Raw genomic sequence first — 17,033 nt, 5'->3', positions numbered from 1 at the left:
TTGCCCGACTTTCATCTCTTTCCTGTTGAAATAAGCCGCCATGACCACAACGCTACCGAAGTCTGAGCTGTCGAATTTGTCGGAGCCTTCTGAGTTTTCGGCCTTTCTGCAAGAAACGGCAGGACTCACCAAGCGGCTCTTTATTCAGTTACAGCGTCGCCCAACAACGCTGATTGCCGGCGTCATTCAACCCCTGATGTGGCTCGTCCTATTTGGGGCGTTGTTCCAGAATGCTCCTACGGGATTCTTTGGCCCCGAGGTTCGTTATGGGCAATTCTTGGGCGCGGGCGTGATTGTCTTCACGGCTTTTAGTGGCGCACTCAATGCGGGCTTGCCCGTGATGTTCGATCGCGAGTTTGGCTTCCTCAACCGCTTACTCGTCGCACCCCTGACTTCGCGCTTTTCGATCGTGGTCGCCTCGGCGCTGTACATCACAACGTTGAGCTTGATTCAAACGATCGCCATCCTGCTAGTTAGTTCAGCCCTAGGCGCAGGCTTACCCACGGCGACAGGATTGCTATTGGTACTCGCGATCGTGCTGCTGCTCGTTTTGGGCGTAACGGCTCTGAGCCTCGGTTTAGCGTTCAGTTTGCCTGGTCATATTGAACTGATCGCCGCTATTTTTATCACTAACCTGCCCTTGTTGTTCGCTAGTACGGCCTTGGCACCGCTGGACTTTATGCCAACTTGGCTGCAATGGCTCGCGAGCTTGAATCCACTCAGTTACGCGATCGAGCCGATTCGTTTCCTCTATCTCCACAACAGCTGGCAGTGGAGTGACGTTGCCCTAGCTGCACCCTTTGGTGAAATCTCGATCGGTGGATGCTTAGCAATCCTGACTGGTTTTTGCGTCACTGCTCTACTGCTAATTCAACCCGCTCTCAAGCGATCGCTGAGTTAAATCACAAGAGCTCAGCAACAATTTTGACGTATAGATATCATAAGAATTAGTATCAAAAACATGATTAGCAGGAAAGTCAGGAAATCAATAATCTATTCCTGCATGCTCGGTCTTGCTATCACTCTCGGTCATTTAATTCCTTTTAACATTCCAGTTCTACTACTTTTCATCCCTATCGCTTTGCTGTTTCCACAGCTTTCAAGTAGTGGAGCAGAAGTGACCTATGGTTTTGCATGGCTTGAGATTCACGCTTGGTGGGTATGGGCCATTCTCTTTGTTTGGCATTCTATCTTGACTTTTCCAATCGTCTTCTTATTCTTAAGTCTAGGCAAAAGAAAGCAATTAAATAAATAAGAAAGTCGGCAAATATGCAAACAGCCATGTAACGATAGGACTGAAAATTAGGGAAGGAAATTAACGATGTCAATGATCGGAAACTTTTTACAAGTTTCTCCTGAACAGCTCGCAGCGTTAATTGCTGACCCATCCTGCATAGAATCCTTCATCTATCGCGAAGATGAAGATGAGGAGGAAGATACAAATCTTGAGATTGATAAGGCATGGCATGGAATTCATTACTTACTGACGGGTAGTGCTTGGGAAGGGGCAGCACCTCTCGCTAATGTTGTTCTAGGTGGGACGGAGATCGGTGATGATGTTGGTTATGGACCGGCACGTTACTTGACTGCAGAAGAGGTAAAAGTTGTTGCAGCGGCCCTACGTGAGATCACTCCAGAACAGTTTCGCTTGAGATACTCTGCTGAGCAGCTTTCACAGAATGAGATTTATCCAGATATTTGGAATGATTCTGATGGAGATTCGATCGAATATTTAGTTGCTTGGCATGAAGATCTTCGTAGCTACTATATCGAGGCGGCAGCCAACAATAATGCAATGCTCAAGTACCTCAACTGACTAACCCGTAAAAACGCTATCAAACACAGGTTACGGCGAGTACTTCAATACAGACAGAATAGCGAAGCATAGGGCATGATGGTCAAAACCATGAGGTCATCAATGCAAACCAAGATAGGATTCTTAATCCTTGTCTGCGCCTGTTTCCTACTAATCGCAACACCTGTGCAAGCTTGCACAAGAGCGGTCTACCAAGGCCCAGAAGGAATGACTATCACGGGGCGATCGATGGATTGGAAGGATGAAATTCCAGCCAACCTCTGGTTATTCCCAAGAGGCATGCAACGCAACGGGGCAGTTGGTCCTAATTCGGTGACCTGGACCTCAAAATACGGCAGTGTTGTCGCCAGTGCTTTTGATATCGCCAGCACCGATGGCATGAACGAGAAGGGTCTTGTTGCTAATTTACTATGGTTGGCAGAATCTCAATACCCCGAATATACGCCTAATCAGCAAGGGCTTTCAGTCGCTGCTTGGGTACAGTACGTCTTAGATAACTTCGCTACAGTCGAAGAAGCCGTTACTGCATTACGTTCAGAACCTTTTGTTGTTGTTTCGGCAAATATTCCAGGAACCGATCGCTTTGCAACGCTCCATCTATCAATTTCAGATGCGAAAGGAGACAATGCAATCTTCGAATACATTGACGGCAAGCTAGTTATCCATCACAGTATGTCGTACACAGTTATGACAAACTCCCCAACCTTTGAGAAGCAGCTTGCTTTGGATGGTTACTGGCAACAGGTGGGAGGACTCAACATGCTGCCAGGGACTAACCGTGCAGCGGATCGCTTTGTCAGAGCCTCTTTTTATATTGATGCCATTCCCAAGACTACTGATACCAGAGTTGCTGTTGCAAGTGTCTTCAGTGTGATTCGGAATGCTTCGGTTCCCTTTGGGATTTCCTCCGAAGAGGAGCCGAATATTTCCTCAACTCGCTGGCGCTCCTTATCCGACCAAAAAAACTTGGTCTATTACTTTGAGACTGCTCTGACACCAAACACTTTTTGGGTTGATCTTAAGAAGGTTAATTTCAGTCAAGATCAGTCAGTCAAACGACTGTTGGTTTCCAATAATGAAGTCTACGCAGGTGATGCTCTTAGCTCATTCAAACCTGCAAAACCTTTTGAGTTTGCCGGTTTGTAAATCAGGTCATTAAGATTTGCAACAGGTCTGGCCTGGCTCATTGCGATCGCTTAGGTTTACCTACTTCCCAGCTATAACAAAGGGCCGATCGCTGTCGGCCCTTGTCCTTTTATCCAATGTTGCTAGAAATTCTGCGGCCCTGTGTAGCCTGACAAATTTGCCAGCTCTTGGAGCGGTCGCGTACCCGAGTACTGCTTGCCATTAATTTCCCAGGTGGGGAAGCCCTGGATACCCGCTTGTTGACAGAGTTGCGGACGCGCATCACGACCTTGAGGGTCGCATTCAACAACATCCAGCTTTTTCACGGCTTCTTGGCCAAACAGTTCTTTCTGATCGTGGCAGTGCGGACACCAGTAAGCGCTATACATCTTGGCGCCCGTCTTGGTGAGGTATTCAGCCAAGGACACGGCTGCGGGTTTCGAGACGTTGACAATGGGTGGGCCTACTTGTCCTTGATCTGCAAGGGCTGGGTTCTCACTCCCCCCTGCATAAATTCCCAACAGGGTCACCAAAACGGCGATCGCAGTGATGAAGCCACCAAACAACACTTGACCGAGGTCTTCCCAGTCATGACCGAAAAGTGACACGAGCAAAATTCCCAATGAGAGGATAGCCGAGCCAATACAGAAGAAACAGAAGGCTTTGATCTCATAGGCCATCAAATAGATCAGATAGCCACTGAAGACAACCATTGCCGTTGAGAGTAGAAAGAGCAACAACCAGGTGCTCTTCTCAAGCTTTAATCGCAGGCTTTTCGCTTGCTCTGTTTTGACAAACAACGGTAGAGCAGCCAAAATACCGGCACTCAAATAAGCGATCGCCCCAAACAGCGAGAGGGGCAGTCCAAACAGCACTGCATAGGGACTGTTGAGAACTTGGGAGCAGCCTCCGCCAAAGAGCGGACAGACCGTTTGTTCAATGATGCCGAACTTCTCAAGAGTGATGTAGCCCGTATCCAGCAAGCCAATGGTGGCGAGGAAGAGGATGATGGGCCGCGACCAACGATGCAGCCAAGGAGTCGGACGTTTGCGCACCATAGTGCTGTTCTGTACTCACCAAGGGACGGAACACCCACAGTGTCTCTGTGTGGCGTCGCTGCTGTCCACAATAGCGGCTCTCCTGCTCTGCTGCCTGTCTATGAATCAGAGATGAGCCGTCATCATCTGACTGGCGATCGCAGCGATCGCCCAAGGGTACGCAACAATGGTGCAAGCCGTATCGGTCGATGATTGGGAACGACTTGTGACATTTAAGGTTGGACTGTTGGGGCTGGGAACCGTGGGCACCGGCACTGCAGAGATTTTGCTAGACCCTACAGATCGGCAACCCCTGCTGCAAGAACTCGAGCTGTATCGGGTCGGGGTGCGTAACCTCGAGAAGGCTCGCAGTGTCGAAGTCCCTCGCGATTGCCTCACGACGGATTTAGAAAGTATCGTCCGCGATCCAGCCGTAGAAATTGTTGTTGAGTTGCTGGGTGGACTCGAGCCAGCCCGCAGCCTGATTTTGACGGCGATCGCCCACGGCAAGCATGTGGTGACCGCCAATAAAGCGGTGATAGCCCGCTACGGCGAAGAAATTTTTGCGGCAGCGGCGGATGCTGGCGTGTACGTTCTTCTGGAAGCAGCGGTCGGTGGCGGGATTCCTGTGATCGAGCCGCTGAAACAGTCCCTCTGTGCCAATCGTATTCAGGGCATTTTGGGCATTGTTAACGGCACGACCAACTACATCCTGACGCGGATGCAGCGCGAAGGCGGAGACTTTGGACCGATCTTGGAGGATGCGCAGCGACTAGGCTATGCCGAAGCCGATCCCACGGCTGATGTCGATGGCTGGGATGCGGCTGACAAGATTGCCATTTTGGCGTCGCTAGCGTTTGGCGGCAGAGTCGAGCGATCGCAAATTACCTGCGAAGGTATCCGCGCAATCACAGCAAGCGATATTGCCTACGCTGAACGGCTCGGTTTCACGATTAAGCTGCTGGCAAAAGCCAAGCGGCAAAACCAAGGCGACACTTGGCGACTGGAAGCCAGCGTCTATCCGACTTTGGTCCCCCTTAGTCATCCGCTCGCCAGCGTCAATGATGTTTACAACGCCATCTTGGTTGAGGGTGAACCGGTTGGGCAGGTGATGTTCTTTGGACCGGGTGCAGGGGCAGGACCGACGGCCAGTGCTGTTGTGGCCGACATCCTCAACATTGCGGCGGTGCTGAGTGCAGGCGGCGATCGTGATCACCTCGATCCGCTGCTGGCTTGTCGCTATTTGCAAACAGTGGAGCTGGCACCACCGGCTGAAACAGCAGCTCGTTTCTACTTGCGCATCGTTGTTCAAGATAGTCCCGGCGTGATTGGCAAAGTCGGCACGATCTTTGGTGAGCAAGGCATTAGTCTGGAGTCGATCGTGCAGACTGACGTCAGTGGCGAGACGGCTGAGTTAGTGGTGATTACCCACGAGGTGCAGGAAGGTATCATGCGACGAGCGATCGCTGAGCTGGAAGCCTTACCACTGGTGCAGGCGATCGCTAATCTCTTGCATGTGCTCTAGTGGCTGATTGCACTGTCCAACTACTGAGGAGTTCCTGGACTCAGCCCAAAACGCACAGACTGTGTCCAGCTCAAACATCGGCATCGATAAGTTTCGCTTGGGGTGTCGATTGAAAATTTCTGCGGGTCTTAGGGGATCAACCTATAAATTTATCCCCTAGTATTTTCAGAAACCATAGATTTTCTTAAAACCTACTGCTCCTCACCTCTGGCTTCGGCAGAGGGGTCTTATTCCGCACCTTGGAGGTTGTGATGCTTTCTGCTGCCAGCCAGAGCGTCTGGCTGATTCCCGGCTACTCGCTATTCAGTGCGATCGCTTCCTTGCTGTGGTCTCCCGGGCTGGTTCGCCTTACAGGGCCGCGGCCCTCTGGCTATGTCAATGTCGTTGCCAGCGGCTTGGCGTTCCTGCATTCCCTGCTGGCGCTCTGGGCAATGCAACCCGCACAAGGCTCCTTTCGCTGGCTCAGCACGGTGGGCTTCGAGCTGTGTTTTGACTGGTCCACCACCACGGCGGGACTGGTCGCCTTAACCGTGATCAGTGGCCTGACCTGGTTTGCCCAAATTTATGCGATCGGCTACCTCGAACGAGATTGGGGCTGGGCGCGCTTCTTTGGCTATCTCAGCCTGTTTGAAGCAGGGCTGAGTGGTTTGGTTCTCTGTGACTCGCTGTTCTTCAGCTACGTCATTCTTGAGATGCTGACGCTGGGGACCTACCTCATCGTCGGTTACTGGTACAACCAGCCGCTGGTACTGACCGGTGCCCGCGATGCTTTCTTGACGAAACGTATTGGGGACTTGATTCTGCTGATCGGGGTGTTGGGTCTGCTGCCGCTGGCCGGGACTTGGAACTTTGATCAACTGGCGGAATGGGCATCTACGGCTAAACCGTCTCTAGCATTGACGGCGATCGCGATCGCTTTGATTGCCGGTCCGTTGGGCAAGTGCGCTCAATTCCCCTTCCACCTCTGGCTGGATGAGGCGATGGAGGGGCCGCTACCCTCGACGATCCTGCGGAACGCGATCGTTGTCGTCTCCGGTGCTTGGGTTCTGATCCGACTGCAGCCAATCATTGCCGCGGTGCCGCTGGCTGAAACCCTGCTGATTGGCGTCGGGACCGTCACTGCTATCTGCGCCAGCCTGATTGCGATCGCGCAGGTGGATGTCAAACGGGCGCTGTCCTACTTGGTCAGCACCTGGATGGGCTTGGTCTTTATCGCTGTCGGTGCTGGTCAAACCGTCGCTGCCGAACGGCTGTTGCTGGTCTACAGCCTCTCGATGGCGCTGATGATGATGAGCGTCGGCACGATTGTGATCCGCAATATCACTCAAGACATCACCCAGTTGGGTGGCCTCTGGTCGCGACGCCCGCTGCCGGCCCTTGCGTTTGCCTTGGGTGGCCTATCGCTGTTGTCCATGCCGCCCTTCGGTGGCTTCTGGGCCTGGTTGGGCTTGGCCGAAGGACTGTGGCCGGTATCGCCTTGGTTAGTGATTGTCTTGGTCTTTGTGCTGGCAGCTGTTGGCTTTGGCCTGACCCGCGTCTTTGCCCGCATCTGGGGTGGCCCGACCAAGGAAATGTCAACGCGATCGGCTGAGGTGCTCTGGCTGATGGTGCTGCCCATGCTGGTCTTGGCGGGTGTGACCCTCCACTTGCCGATTGTGATGTACCGCGTCGGACTGTTACCCCAGTTGAATAATCTGGCTATTCCCTTGGTGTGGGCCAGTGTGGTTGGCGTCGCGACAGGTGCGGCTGTCTACTTTGGGCCGGCTCGCAATCAGCCGGTTCGTCTACCCTGGCAAGGCTTGCAGAACTTCTTCGCCCAGGATTTCTACACACCCATCCTCTACCGACGCACGATTGTGGCCAGCGTGAGCGCTGTGGCGACGGTCTTGCAATTCCTCGATCGCACGATCGTCGATGGTACTGCCACCCTGATGGGGCTGATTGCGCTCGGTAGTGGTCAGAGCCTGCGCTACAACGTCTCGGGGCGAGCCCAAGGCTATGCCTTGACGATGTTGTTGGCGATCGCAGTGGGCAGTGTCTTCTTCCTGATGCCGTTCCTACGGCAGTCTTCCGTACTCGGTCTGCTCTAGGAGGAATTGGACGATGTTAGTTGCTTTGATTGCAGCGGCCTTAGGGTCTGCTCTTCTCTTCTCTGTCGGCGGCGATGACAGCGCCAAACTCCGGCGCTGGGCGATCGCGGCTGCAGGCGGCATCCTCCTGCTCGCGGTTAGTCTCCTCACGGGCTTTGATCCGGCGATCGCTACGCCCCAACTGGCGATCGATTGGGACTGGCTACCCGCCCTAGGGATTCACTTCAGCTTAGGCTTGGATGGCCTGTCGCTGCCGCTGTTGCTGTTGGCTAGCTTGCTGACCTTGCTGGCGATCGCCTCTAGCCCAGCCGATCAGTCGCGCCCCCGCCTCTACTACAGCCTGATCTTTTTGGCTGCGGCGGGCATGGTCATCTCCTTGCTTTCGCGCGACCTCATGCTGTTTGTGCTCGGCTACGAGCTGGAGCTGATTCCGGTCTACCTGCTGATCTCGATTTGGGGCGGGGAACAGCGAGGTGCCGCTGCCACTCGCTTCTTGATCTTCACGGCGATCTCGGGAATCCTGCTGCTGCTCGGTGCGATCGCCACTGCTATCCTCAGCAGCCAGCCCTTTAGCTTCTCTCTGGATCAGCTCCAGACTGTTGATCTGCCCCTTGCGCTGCAACTGCCCTTGCTGTTGCTGTTTGTGGCTGCCTTCGCGATCAAACTACCTTTGGTGCCGTTTCACAGCTGGCAGCCCGCAGCCTATGGTCAAGCCTCACCGGCGATCGCCATGCTCTTGGGAGGCGCGATCTCCAAATTGGGTGGCTACGGTCTCTTTCGGTTTTGCTGCAGTCTCTTCCCCGAAGCTTGGTCTTTGATTGCACCCAGTTTGGCGGTTCTCGCGGCGATCACCGCTCTCTACGGCACCCTCAATGCCCTGCGGCAAACTGATTTGCAGCGACTGGTCGCTTTTAGCTCGATGGGGCACATGGGAACTTTGCTGCTGGCTTTGGCAGCAGGAACCCCGCTCGCTCTGCAGGGCGCGATCGCCCAAATGGTCGCCCACGGCTTGATTCTGGCGCTGTTGTTCCAACTGATTGGCACGATCGAGCGGGTTACCGGTCGGCGCGATCGCGATCAACTCTCGGGTCTACTCAATCCAATTCGGGGACTGCCCCTGACCGCGGGTCTGCTGCTCATGGCTGCCATGGCCAGCGCTGGGATTCCGGGACTCGTTGGCTTTATCGCGGAATTCCTGATCTTCCAAGGAAGCTTCGCTATCTTCCCTTGGGCTACGGTCGGCTGTATCGCCGCTTCGGGTCTGACCGCGGTCTACTTTGTCAGCCTGATCAACCGAGCCTGCTTTGGCAAACTCGATAACCAAGAAGCCCGTTGGCGGTCTGTCACGGCTAGCGAGCGCTGGCCCGCTGTTGTTCTCGCCTTGACGGTGATGGCGCTGGGTATTGCACCCCAGGCTTTGGTGCGCTGGAGCGAAGGCAGCAGTTTGGCGATCGCGGCGCATCTACCACAACCGCTCCAGTCCACGATCGCGGAAGGGCGATCGCGATCGACGCCGGTGTTCCCTACCCCATCGCTCTCTGCTGTCCTGCAGTAACGCACTCTTTCCCAGTTCACCGCTCTTGATCTTGCGAGGCCTGCTGCCATGACTGTCACGACCCGTCCGCCCCAACTACCCCCGTCCCAGCATCCCTTTGCTGAGGTCATTCATCGGCTGGAAGCTGGGGGCTCGATGCTGCCCGACACCCCCGACAACTTGAAGCAGATCATCGGCATTTATAAGGCCTATGCCGTGCCGATGGATTTCTACTGGCGGGACCTGCTTTATATTGCCGAGCAAGTGTTTCTGAATCCCCTGCCGGCTTTCAAGTACTTCCCCTCGCAGGAGTATCTCGATCGCCCTAACTCCTACGCCGGTGACAGCGCCGACCTCCGGATTTGGCGAGGCGAGGCAACAGCGCACCCCGAGCTACTGGAATTTATGCAGCGGGGCGAGTTGAAGCGCAAGCTGCCGAAGGTCTTGCATCACCTCTGGCACGATCGCATCAACATGGAGTTTGCCGAAGCCTGCATGGACGCCATGCTCTGGCACCAAGGCATGGGCGGTCGCTTCAATGACTACCTGGAAAGCGAGGAGTATCGCCAGAACGCCGATCGCGCCATTCGGGCCTACTTCAAAGGCAACCCGCTGATGTTGGGGCTGTACAAGCTCTTCCCCGAGATGTTCCTCGAGCAGGTGCGGATGCTCTCCTACACTGCCAACCTCGGGCTGTTCTGGGAGGTGATGGCGCCGGTCTTCTTCGAGATGAGCGACATCTACGACGAAGGCGGTTTCAAGGGCGTGCCAGATGCAATGAACTTCCTCGTCAACGGCATTTTCGCGGTCGCAGGTCGCCCGATCTATCACCATGTCTTCATCGATGGCGAGTGCTACGAAATTATTCCCAAGTCGATGGGCTTTACTTGGCTCTATGAAGCGGCGCTGCCCTACGTGGAAGCAGTGTTTTACCGAACGGCGCCCTTCCGAGGCACCAAGTCCTACAACGCTCAGGCACTCCAAGTGCCGGATCAGCAGGCAGACTTCCACTACGGCATTCTCTACGCCGATGTCTTCCCTGTCGGCTCCGCTGGCATTCCACCGACGCTGCTAATGCAGGACATGCTGCACTTCCTGCCGCCCTACTTGGTAGAGGAGTATCAGCAACACTGTCGCGGGGAAGACGACATGCTGATTCAGTTGGGCATTAGCTTCCAGCGATCGATGTACAACGTCACTTCGGCGGTGATTCAAGCGCTGCGGGCTGCCTTGCTCTATCCCCTCGATGACACCGATCCGGTCCATCTGCAAGCCAATCGGGCTTTCTTCGAAGCACAAATCAATCGATTCCTGCGTCCCGAAGCACGGTTGCGTGATGTCCAAAGTCAGGACTATCGCTAACCCTGTTCTCATCTGTTTTGCTCCTTAAACTTCTGAGGCTTGCACGATGGCCAAAATCCTTGAGGTTGCCCGCGAGGCGGGCTGCTTTCAGACGTTGCTGACGGCTGTTGAAGTTGCCGGTTTAGTTGATGCACTTAACAGCGACGGCCCTTTTACCGTTTTTGCGCCGACGGATGAAGCGTTTGCCGCGCTGCCCCCTGGCACCGTCACGACGCTGGTTCAGAATCCGCCCCAACTCGCTCGGATCTTGAAATTTCACGTGACGGCTGGAGCGCTCTCCAAGTCTGATCTGATCGATCGACCGTCTGTGGATTCCTTGGAAGGCGCACCTATCCCCATTGGTCGGGCAGAACCCTTTGAAATCAAAAATGCAACGGTTCTCTCGGCGGATATTGCCTGTGATAACGGCATTGTCCATGTTCTCAATCGCGTGATCTTGATGGGGTAATCAGCCTCTCTCAATCGTGATGGTGGTGCGATCGCGCGTTTCCAGCAACGACCACTGCGTACTCGACTGCACAACAGTCCTAGTCATGGCATTCAGTAGGGTCCGATTGGACATTCCCTGAGTGCCATTCATTTTGGGTTGCGCACTGTCTAGTTACGGGGCCGCTCGGTCGTACTTGCTCTCGCTAGGATCACCAACAGCGCAGAAGAAGTGTTTTGATGATTTATCGATTGATTCTTGGGCTGACTGCGATCGCGATCGCCCTAGCCGCTGGGCTGGGCTTGCCGTCAGTGGCTCAAGCAGCCAGAACAGAAGTGACCTATGTTTGCGCCGATGCACCTCTCGTAGCGCTGTATGACAACGGGCCGGTCGATGATCCGCGGGTGAACAATCAGCTAGCAGGAACCTTACCCGGCGCTTTCGTAGTTTTGCGCTGGCGGGATCTGAATTTACAGCTGCCGCGCACCAATATCGAAGGGGCTCCTAGCTACAGTGACAATAAATGGTTTTGGAGTCTCAGCGATCCTGACCATCCCACCTTCTTTGTGAAAGTGGGCGATCGCCAAGATGTCCCCTGCGATCGCACCGATAGCGTAAACACAACTCGTTTGTAGGTTTTATCCGCACCATTAGCAGTTGCCGAGTGGATGCTTGAATTCAATTCTGACCTGGATATGAATTTTATTTAGTCTCAGCTTCTACTCTCATTAAAACTCATCGAAATTTTCTGTGAATTTATCATTAAAAATAATTCGCGAGTAAAATAGTGAAAATTAGAGAAATCGCTTTTGTAACTCATCGATCTATCTCAGTCTCCAGTAAACGGTATTTGGGTTGAGGAATCATTAGATGGCAACGGTCTCGATGTTCGCGATTGAAAAAGCCATCGATCGGCAACCACTCACGGTTTTGCCAACTCTGCCCATTGCCGATGCTTTGGCTCTGATGGAGCAGCAGCGATCGACATATGTGCTGCTAGTGGAACCACCCCAAAAACTGGTGGGTATCTTTACGGAGCGAGATGTAGTCCGTCTCACTGCTGCTAAAAGAGCGCTCGCCTCAACCTGTATTGCTGATGTGGCAACCTCTTCCGTGCTCACGATTTCCGAAGCGGGAACGAACGATGTAATCAGCACGCTGAATCTGTTTCGGCAATACAACGTTCGACATCTACCTGTGGTTACAGCAACAGGTCAAGTTGCTGGTGTGATGACCTATGAGGGCATTCGACGACTGCTGAAACCGATTGATTTGTTGCGACTTCGGCGCGTGTCGGAGGTGATGGTACGGTCGGTGATCTGTGCTGATCGCTATCAATCAGCTTTAGCTTTAGCGAAGTTGATGAACGATCGCCAAATTAGTTGTGTTGTGATCACGGAACAGGATCGGTCAGGCTATCCAAAACCTATTGGATTGGTGACCGAGCGCGATATCTTGCATCTACAAGTTCAGAGAGCTGATTTACATCAGACAACCGCTGCCGATTTTATGGGAGCTCCGCCTGTCTGCATCCAAGCTGATGACACGCTTTGGCAAGCTAATCAACGCATGCGTAGCCGACAAATTCGGCGCTTGCTAGTGGTTGATGATCGGGGCATCATGATTGGCCTGCTCACGCAGACCAGCCTGATTCAAATGATTGATCCCTTTGAGGCAACACTGACCATTGAAACCTTGCAGCAGATGGTTGGTGAGCGAACAGAAGCCCTTGATGCTGCCAATGAAAAGCTTGAGCGTAAAGCCCTTGAACGTAAGCGGGCGAAAGCGGCGCTTCAACAGCAAATCTATCGGGAACGATTGGTCAATCGCACGGCTCAGCGAATTCGTGAGTCGCTGCAGCTCGATGAGATTCTAGCGACGACGGTTTCGGAGGTTCGGCAGTTTCTAAAAGCTGAACGGGTTCTCATTTATCAATTTCAACCGGAACAGGTTGGCGCGATCGCTGCAGAGTCTACGGATATTAATCAAGCCTCAATCCAAGGTAATTCTGCCCTTGAAGGAATTTTGCAAGCCATTGATCCAACTTTTTACTCTCGCGACCGCATTCACTCGATTCCTGATTTACAAGCCGAGGGAATCGAAATTCCCAATGTGCTTCTTCTCAAACGCTTACAATTACGCGCCAGCCTTGTTGCCCCCATTTTTGCTCAAGATATCCTCTGGGGACTCCTCATTGTTGGTCAAAATTCAGAGCCGCGCCGTTGGGAAAAGCTAGAAATTGATCTGCTTAAGCAGTTAGCAACCCAAGTGGGAATTGCCATTCAATAGGCCCATCTCTATGCTCAATTGGCAGCAGCCAATCAACAGCTCTTGCGCCTTGCTCAGTCGGATGGTTTAACCGGGTTAGCGAATCGCCGCTGTTTTGATCAGTCCTTGGTGACAGAGTGGAACCGTGCACTCCGCGATCAACAAGCCTTGGGTTTAATCCTGATTGACGTAGACTTTTTTAAGCAATTTAACGATACCTATGGCCACCAAGCTGGCGATGACTGCCTCAAGGCAGTGGCGACAGCACTTCAGAAGGTTGTTGCGCGTCCAGCAGACTTGATTGCTCGCTATGGCGGAGAAGAATTTGTTGCGCTTCTACCCAATACGCCCGCTCAAGGGGTCTTGCATCTGGCGGAAGCCATGCGTTCTGCCGTTGAGCAATTGAAAATACCCCATCAAGGCTCGCGAGTTCGCCCTTGGGTCAGTCTAAGTTTGGGAGCCACTGCCTGGATTCCCGATCCTCAGCAGTCACCAGATCTCTTGGTTGCTGCCGCTGATCAAGCTTTGTATCGTGCCAAGGAGTCAGGTCGTGATCGCGTCTGTTTGGCAGAGATTCCGTCTCTCGCAACTTCTTGAAGCGATCGCTTAAGTGGGGGGGTGGTTCGCCATTTGTGGCCAGTCTGGATGGACCAAAAAGCCCCGACTGATTTCTATACCCTGAGCATTGCAACCCACCACGAATTGGGCAGTATCTTGGGGGGCGATCGCTGCAAGTTCCAGCAAGCTACGGGCTTCCGCCACAATCCCTGCCCGATCGCGATCGTGGACGTAGCGCGACATCCAGAGATCACGGGGCAAACTCGCCCAACGATGAATGGACGGGAACTCCGCAGCGGAGGGCAGGCGATCTCGATGGAGAAGCCAGCCTTGTTGTGCGTGGCGTGAAACTTCTGCTTGATCGGTAGGCAGTGCTTTTCCCCAAGGTACAAAGGCAAATCCGCGAGAGAGAAGACGGCGTTGCCAAGGCGATCGCTTGGCTTCGGGAGCCTGTTGCTCGAGCCAATCTTGAAAAGCGTTTGTTTGACTCAGGGCCAACTGTCGTCCTTGCATACGCTGCAGTTTTTGAGTCAGCAGATCCTTGCTATCTGGGCCAACCCAAGCAGCACCGCTCCAGCCAAAAAACTTGAGTGCGAGTTCCCAATGCTCGTAGCGTTGCAAAACGCGATCCTCAATCAGGAAATCCAATTCTCCTAAGCAGGTCGAGCCATCGCGGAGTTGAAGCTGAGAGGCTAACAGTCGAAAGCGTGGAAGCTGCCGGAGTGCCCAGACCAGCAATGCTTCCGCACGGATCCCCAACTTGTAGGTACGGGGCTGTGCCGTCACCCACTCTGCGGCTTCGGCCGCAAGGCGATCGCGATCTTGGTCTTGCCATTGGGCTTGTAACTGTTGTCCTGCAAGGTGTAGTCGAGCATCCCCCACCAAGGGATAGCGATCGCGGCGAATCAATGCTGGACTTTGCAATAGCCACAGCACATCTGCCAACTCACGCGGCCAAGTGAGAGACTGAGCAGCCATCAGAACAGCAAGAACGATGCAGGCACTGTTGAGACCTTAGTCTCTTTCACCCTCTACCTTCTGTCTGCTTGGTGCAAGCAGGAGAACTGCCTCATTGTGAGAGTGCGTCATCCTCATGGATGGTTTCCAATCACCTCAAACCCAGCGTGAGACAGAGGACTGTTGTTTGATTACCCAGAAGCAGACGACAACGCAAGCGATCGCTGGTGATCAGTACTGCTGAATTGTGACCTGATTTGCAGGCGATCGGATATGGAAACGAGCTGAACCAGAGTAAAGCTGCTGCGTGTGATCAATCTCACAGTTGCTTGTGAGCTGCTACAAAGCTCCAAATCAGCGATCGGAGGAGAGTGAAAGTGTTCTCAGAAGAACAGCTCATGACTCTCCTAAACGACTCCCTTCAAATCACTCAAAAAACGACCGTTAGCCAAGCCATTCCTGAGTCTGTTAAGGAACAAGCTGCTGCTCAGATTGCAGTTACGCCAGAATATACGAATAAGCTCAACCCACCTTCTGGATTTGCGGGCCCAATCCCTGACTTCAAAGCACCGACCAAAGATATCGAGGGAGCCATTCAAACCACACCCGGTGGACAGAAAAACAATGGAACTATTTTTGGCACTGGATTCACTGTTGAGAGCTTTTTGAAGCACTCTTTGGCAAAGAAACAGGTGCAAATATTTGGCAATCTGTGCTAGAAGAAGTTGCCACCAAAACAGGTGTCTCTTTAGAGAATTTGACAAGGATTATCAATTCTCCTGAATTTAATCAAGGCTTTGCTAATTTACCAAAATTTGTATCAGTATCTACTGATGCAAATCCTAGTTATGCAGGTTCAATTGGTACTTCCTCAGGAGGTTCCTCAGCTCTTGGAGTAGTAGCAACAGCAGGTGGAAAATCACCCATTAGCAGCAATCCCATGGATGTTTTTCAAAACAATGGCGTCAGTGGGCTACTAGGTACGTCAGCTAGTGCAGGAGTTAAAACACTTGAAGACTTTAATAAAGCTAGTCTTATCGCAATAGATTACGATCCTCAGGAAACTCAGTTCGTCAAAGATTTTGCTAACGATGTAATGGTTGCTGCTACTGGCCTTGGAGCGGCAGCAGGTGTAGCTGCATTAGCTGGAGTATCCGCACCTCTTTTACTTGCAGCAGGCGCAGTTTTAGGAGGATATGGTGCTTATGCTCACGCTGTTGTAAGACTAACTGAGACGTACGGAACACCAGTTGAAGGTACTGCTACAGGATCTGCTATCAAGATTCCAGACCCAGAAATGCAGGGAAAAATCGTCAATATTATTAGCGAAGCTATTCTGGATCAGCTCGCTCAAGTGAATTTAGGAAAACCTGTCGGGCAAGGTGGAAGTGGAGATGCCATGCCAGTCGATGATGGTGGAATTGGTGGGGTATTTCAAGGTGGTGCGATCGCGGTTAATTCTCAATCACAACTCGGCAAAAATCTATTTGGTCAGCCCACCGGCTTGAATGGTGAGAATGTCAGCGGCGGCAACAAAGGCCTCGACACCTTTGGTAACAGTAATGGCGCAGGTGTGATTAATCCTGGCGATGGGGGCAGTAATCCTGCTGGCGACTCTCGCTTTCTGAATGATCCGGGTCAAGCGATCGGTGGTGCTCAATCAGCGCCCAATCTGTCTGGTGCACCGACTCAATCGGGTCAGACTTTGATCGGTACTGCTGGGAATGATGTCCTGACAGGTAGCACCAGCAATGATTTGCTAGATGGCCGTCAAGGTCGCGATATTTTGACGGGTGGCAATGGCAGCGATCGCTTTCGGTTTACAACTCCTGAATTCGGTCTGAATCAGGCCGATCGCATCACCGATTTCAACCGCTTGGCAGGCGATCGCCTTGAAATCTCTCGAGCCGCTTTTGATTTGGCAGCGAATACGGTGCTGAGCTTTCAAACTGTCAACAGTGATGCAGTCTTAGCACAAGCATTAGAGAGCAACAACCTGTTTGTCTATGACCAACGGAATGGCTCTCTCTTTTTTAACCAGAATGGTGCGGCTGCAGGCTTTGGCGAAGGCGGAGTCTTTGCAGTCCTTGAAGGAGGAGCTGCTTTAACTGCCAGTGACATTACTTTCCTAGGCTAGTCTTCACGGCTTCTTCAGTCACATCCTTCAACTCGTCAGCCAGACCTTAATGATTGAGGGTCTGGCTTGTTTGATGCGATCGACCCTTAAATCTCTTGAGTGATTTCGGTTGTAATTAGAAGTCCAGCAAAATCTAATCAATAACAAGGGCTCCACAAAAACCAGTGAAGTCCTCCGAATCTCTTGTGGTTTTAGTG

General features: G+C 52.8%; 16 protein-coding genes. 14 read left to right on the top strand and 2 right to left on the bottom strand.

Annotated elements, in window-relative coordinates; genetic code table 11:
- Positions 1–40: 40 nt before the first annotated feature.
- The 4 genes from DOP62_RS05970 (at position 41) to DOP62_RS05955 (ending at position 2,962) form a co-directional block, all read left to right on the top strand.
- Positions 41–901 carry an ABC transporter permease gene (locus DOP62_RS05970; RefSeq protein ID WP_208676460.1) on the top strand — a complete coding sequence of 287 codons (861 nt, stop codon included), beginning with the start codon at positions 41–43 and terminating at the stop codon, positions 899–901.
- Between the two features lie 102 nt (positions 902–1,003).
- The gene (locus DOP62_RS05965; RefSeq protein WP_208676462.1) at positions 1,004–1,255 is read left to right on the top strand and encodes a hypothetical protein; all 252 of its coding nucleotides are present in this window, start codon (positions 1,004–1,006) and stop codon (positions 1,253–1,255) included.
- A 66-nt stretch (positions 1,256–1,321) separates the two neighbouring features.
- Complete coding sequence (locus DOP62_RS05960; protein ID WP_208676464.1) at positions 1,322–1,816, top strand: YfbM family protein; 495 nt, start codon at positions 1,322–1,324, stop codon at positions 1,814–1,816.
- 75 nt (positions 1,817–1,891) lie between these two features.
- Positions 1,892–2,962: a linear amide C-N hydrolase gene (locus DOP62_RS05955; protein WP_338442634.1), complete on the top strand. Its 1,071-nt coding sequence runs from the start codon at positions 1,892–1,894 to the stop codon at positions 2,960–2,962.
- A gap of 122 nt (positions 2,963–3,084) precedes the next feature.
- Here the strand turns inward: DOP62_RS05955 and DOP62_RS05950 are convergent, their stop codons facing one another.
- Positions 3,085–3,999, bottom strand: a complete 915-nt coding sequence (locus DOP62_RS05950; protein WP_208676466.1) for a vitamin K epoxide reductase family protein — start codon at positions 3,997–3,999, stop codon at positions 3,085–3,087.
- Between the two features lie 205 nt (positions 4,000–4,204).
- Here DOP62_RS05950 and DOP62_RS05945 point away from each other — a divergent pair, with 205 nt between their 5' ends.
- From DOP62_RS05945 to DOP62_RS05910, 8 genes are all read left to right on the top strand, one after another.
- Complete coding sequence (locus DOP62_RS05945) at positions 4,205–5,503, top strand: homoserine dehydrogenase (protein WP_208676914.1); 1,299 nt, start codon at positions 4,205–4,207, stop codon at positions 5,501–5,503.
- A gap of 251 nt (positions 5,504–5,754) precedes the next feature.
- Positions 5,755–7,593 carry an NAD(P)H-quinone oxidoreductase subunit F gene (locus DOP62_RS05940; protein WP_208676468.1) on the top strand — a complete coding sequence of 613 codons (1,839 nt, stop codon included), beginning with the start codon at positions 5,755–5,757 and terminating at the stop codon, positions 7,591–7,593.
- 13 nt (positions 7,594–7,606) lie between these two features.
- Positions 7,607–9,148, top strand: a complete 1,542-nt coding sequence (locus tag DOP62_RS05935) for an NADH-quinone oxidoreductase subunit M (RefSeq protein WP_208676470.1) — start codon at positions 7,607–7,609, stop codon at positions 9,146–9,148.
- A 48-nt stretch (positions 9,149–9,196) separates the two neighbouring features.
- Positions 9,197–10,489: a CO2 hydration protein gene (locus DOP62_RS05930; protein ID WP_208676472.1), complete on the top strand. Its 1,293-nt coding sequence runs from the start codon at positions 9,197–9,199 to the stop codon at positions 10,487–10,489.
- Between the two features lie 46 nt (positions 10,490–10,535).
- Positions 10,536–10,937 carry a fasciclin domain-containing protein gene (locus tag DOP62_RS05925; protein WP_208676474.1) on the top strand — a complete coding sequence of 134 codons (402 nt, stop codon included), beginning with the start codon at positions 10,536–10,538 and terminating at the stop codon, positions 10,935–10,937.
- A 218-nt stretch (positions 10,938–11,155) separates the two neighbouring features.
- Positions 11,156–11,551 carry a hypothetical protein gene (locus DOP62_RS05920; RefSeq protein ID WP_208676476.1) on the top strand — a complete coding sequence of 132 codons (396 nt, stop codon included), beginning with the start codon at positions 11,156–11,158 and terminating at the stop codon, positions 11,549–11,551.
- Between the two features lie 235 nt (positions 11,552–11,786).
- The gene (locus DOP62_RS05915; protein ID WP_261790045.1) at positions 11,787–13,205 is read left to right on the top strand and encodes a CBS domain-containing protein; all 1,419 of its coding nucleotides are present in this window, start codon (positions 11,787–11,789) and stop codon (positions 13,203–13,205) included.
- Positions 13,206–13,223: 18 nt separating this feature from the next.
- Positions 13,224–13,781, top strand: coding sequence for a diguanylate cyclase (locus tag DOP62_RS05910; protein ID WP_261790046.1), 558 nt, complete (start codon positions 13,224–13,226; stop codon positions 13,779–13,781).
- Between the two features lie 9 nt (positions 13,782–13,790).
- Here DOP62_RS05910 and DOP62_RS05905 read toward each other — a convergent pair whose 3' ends face one another.
- Positions 13,791–14,720, bottom strand: a complete 930-nt coding sequence (locus tag DOP62_RS05905) for a DUF1853 family protein (protein WP_261790047.1) — start codon at positions 14,718–14,720, stop codon at positions 13,791–13,793.
- Between the two features lie 356 nt (positions 14,721–15,076).
- Between DOP62_RS05905 and DOP62_RS05900 the strand changes: the two genes are divergently transcribed.
- Together DOP62_RS05900 and DOP62_RS05895 are read left to right on the top strand one after the other, a co-directional pair.
- Positions 15,077–15,418 (top strand): hypothetical protein, encoded by a 342-nt coding sequence (locus tag DOP62_RS05900; protein WP_208676478.1) that lies wholly within the window; start codon positions 15,077–15,079, stop codon positions 15,416–15,418.
- The gene (locus DOP62_RS05895) at positions 15,412–16,836 is read left to right on the top strand and encodes a calcium-binding protein (protein ID WP_208676480.1); all 1,425 of its coding nucleotides are present in this window, start codon (positions 15,412–15,414) and stop codon (positions 16,834–16,836) included. The genes DOP62_RS05900 and DOP62_RS05895 overlap by 7 nt, the downstream gene beginning before the upstream one ends.
- The last annotated feature ends 197 nt before the right edge of the window (positions 16,837–17,033 follow it).

The sequence above is a fragment of the Synechococcus elongatus PCC 11801 genome, from assembly GCF_003846445.2.
Taxonomy (GTDB): domain Bacteria; phylum Cyanobacteriota; class Cyanobacteriia; order Synechococcales; family Synechococcaceae; genus Synechococcus; species Synechococcus elongatus_A.
Note: the sequence above shows the minus strand (reverse complement) of the source record. Positions and strands in the feature narration are given on the sequence as shown.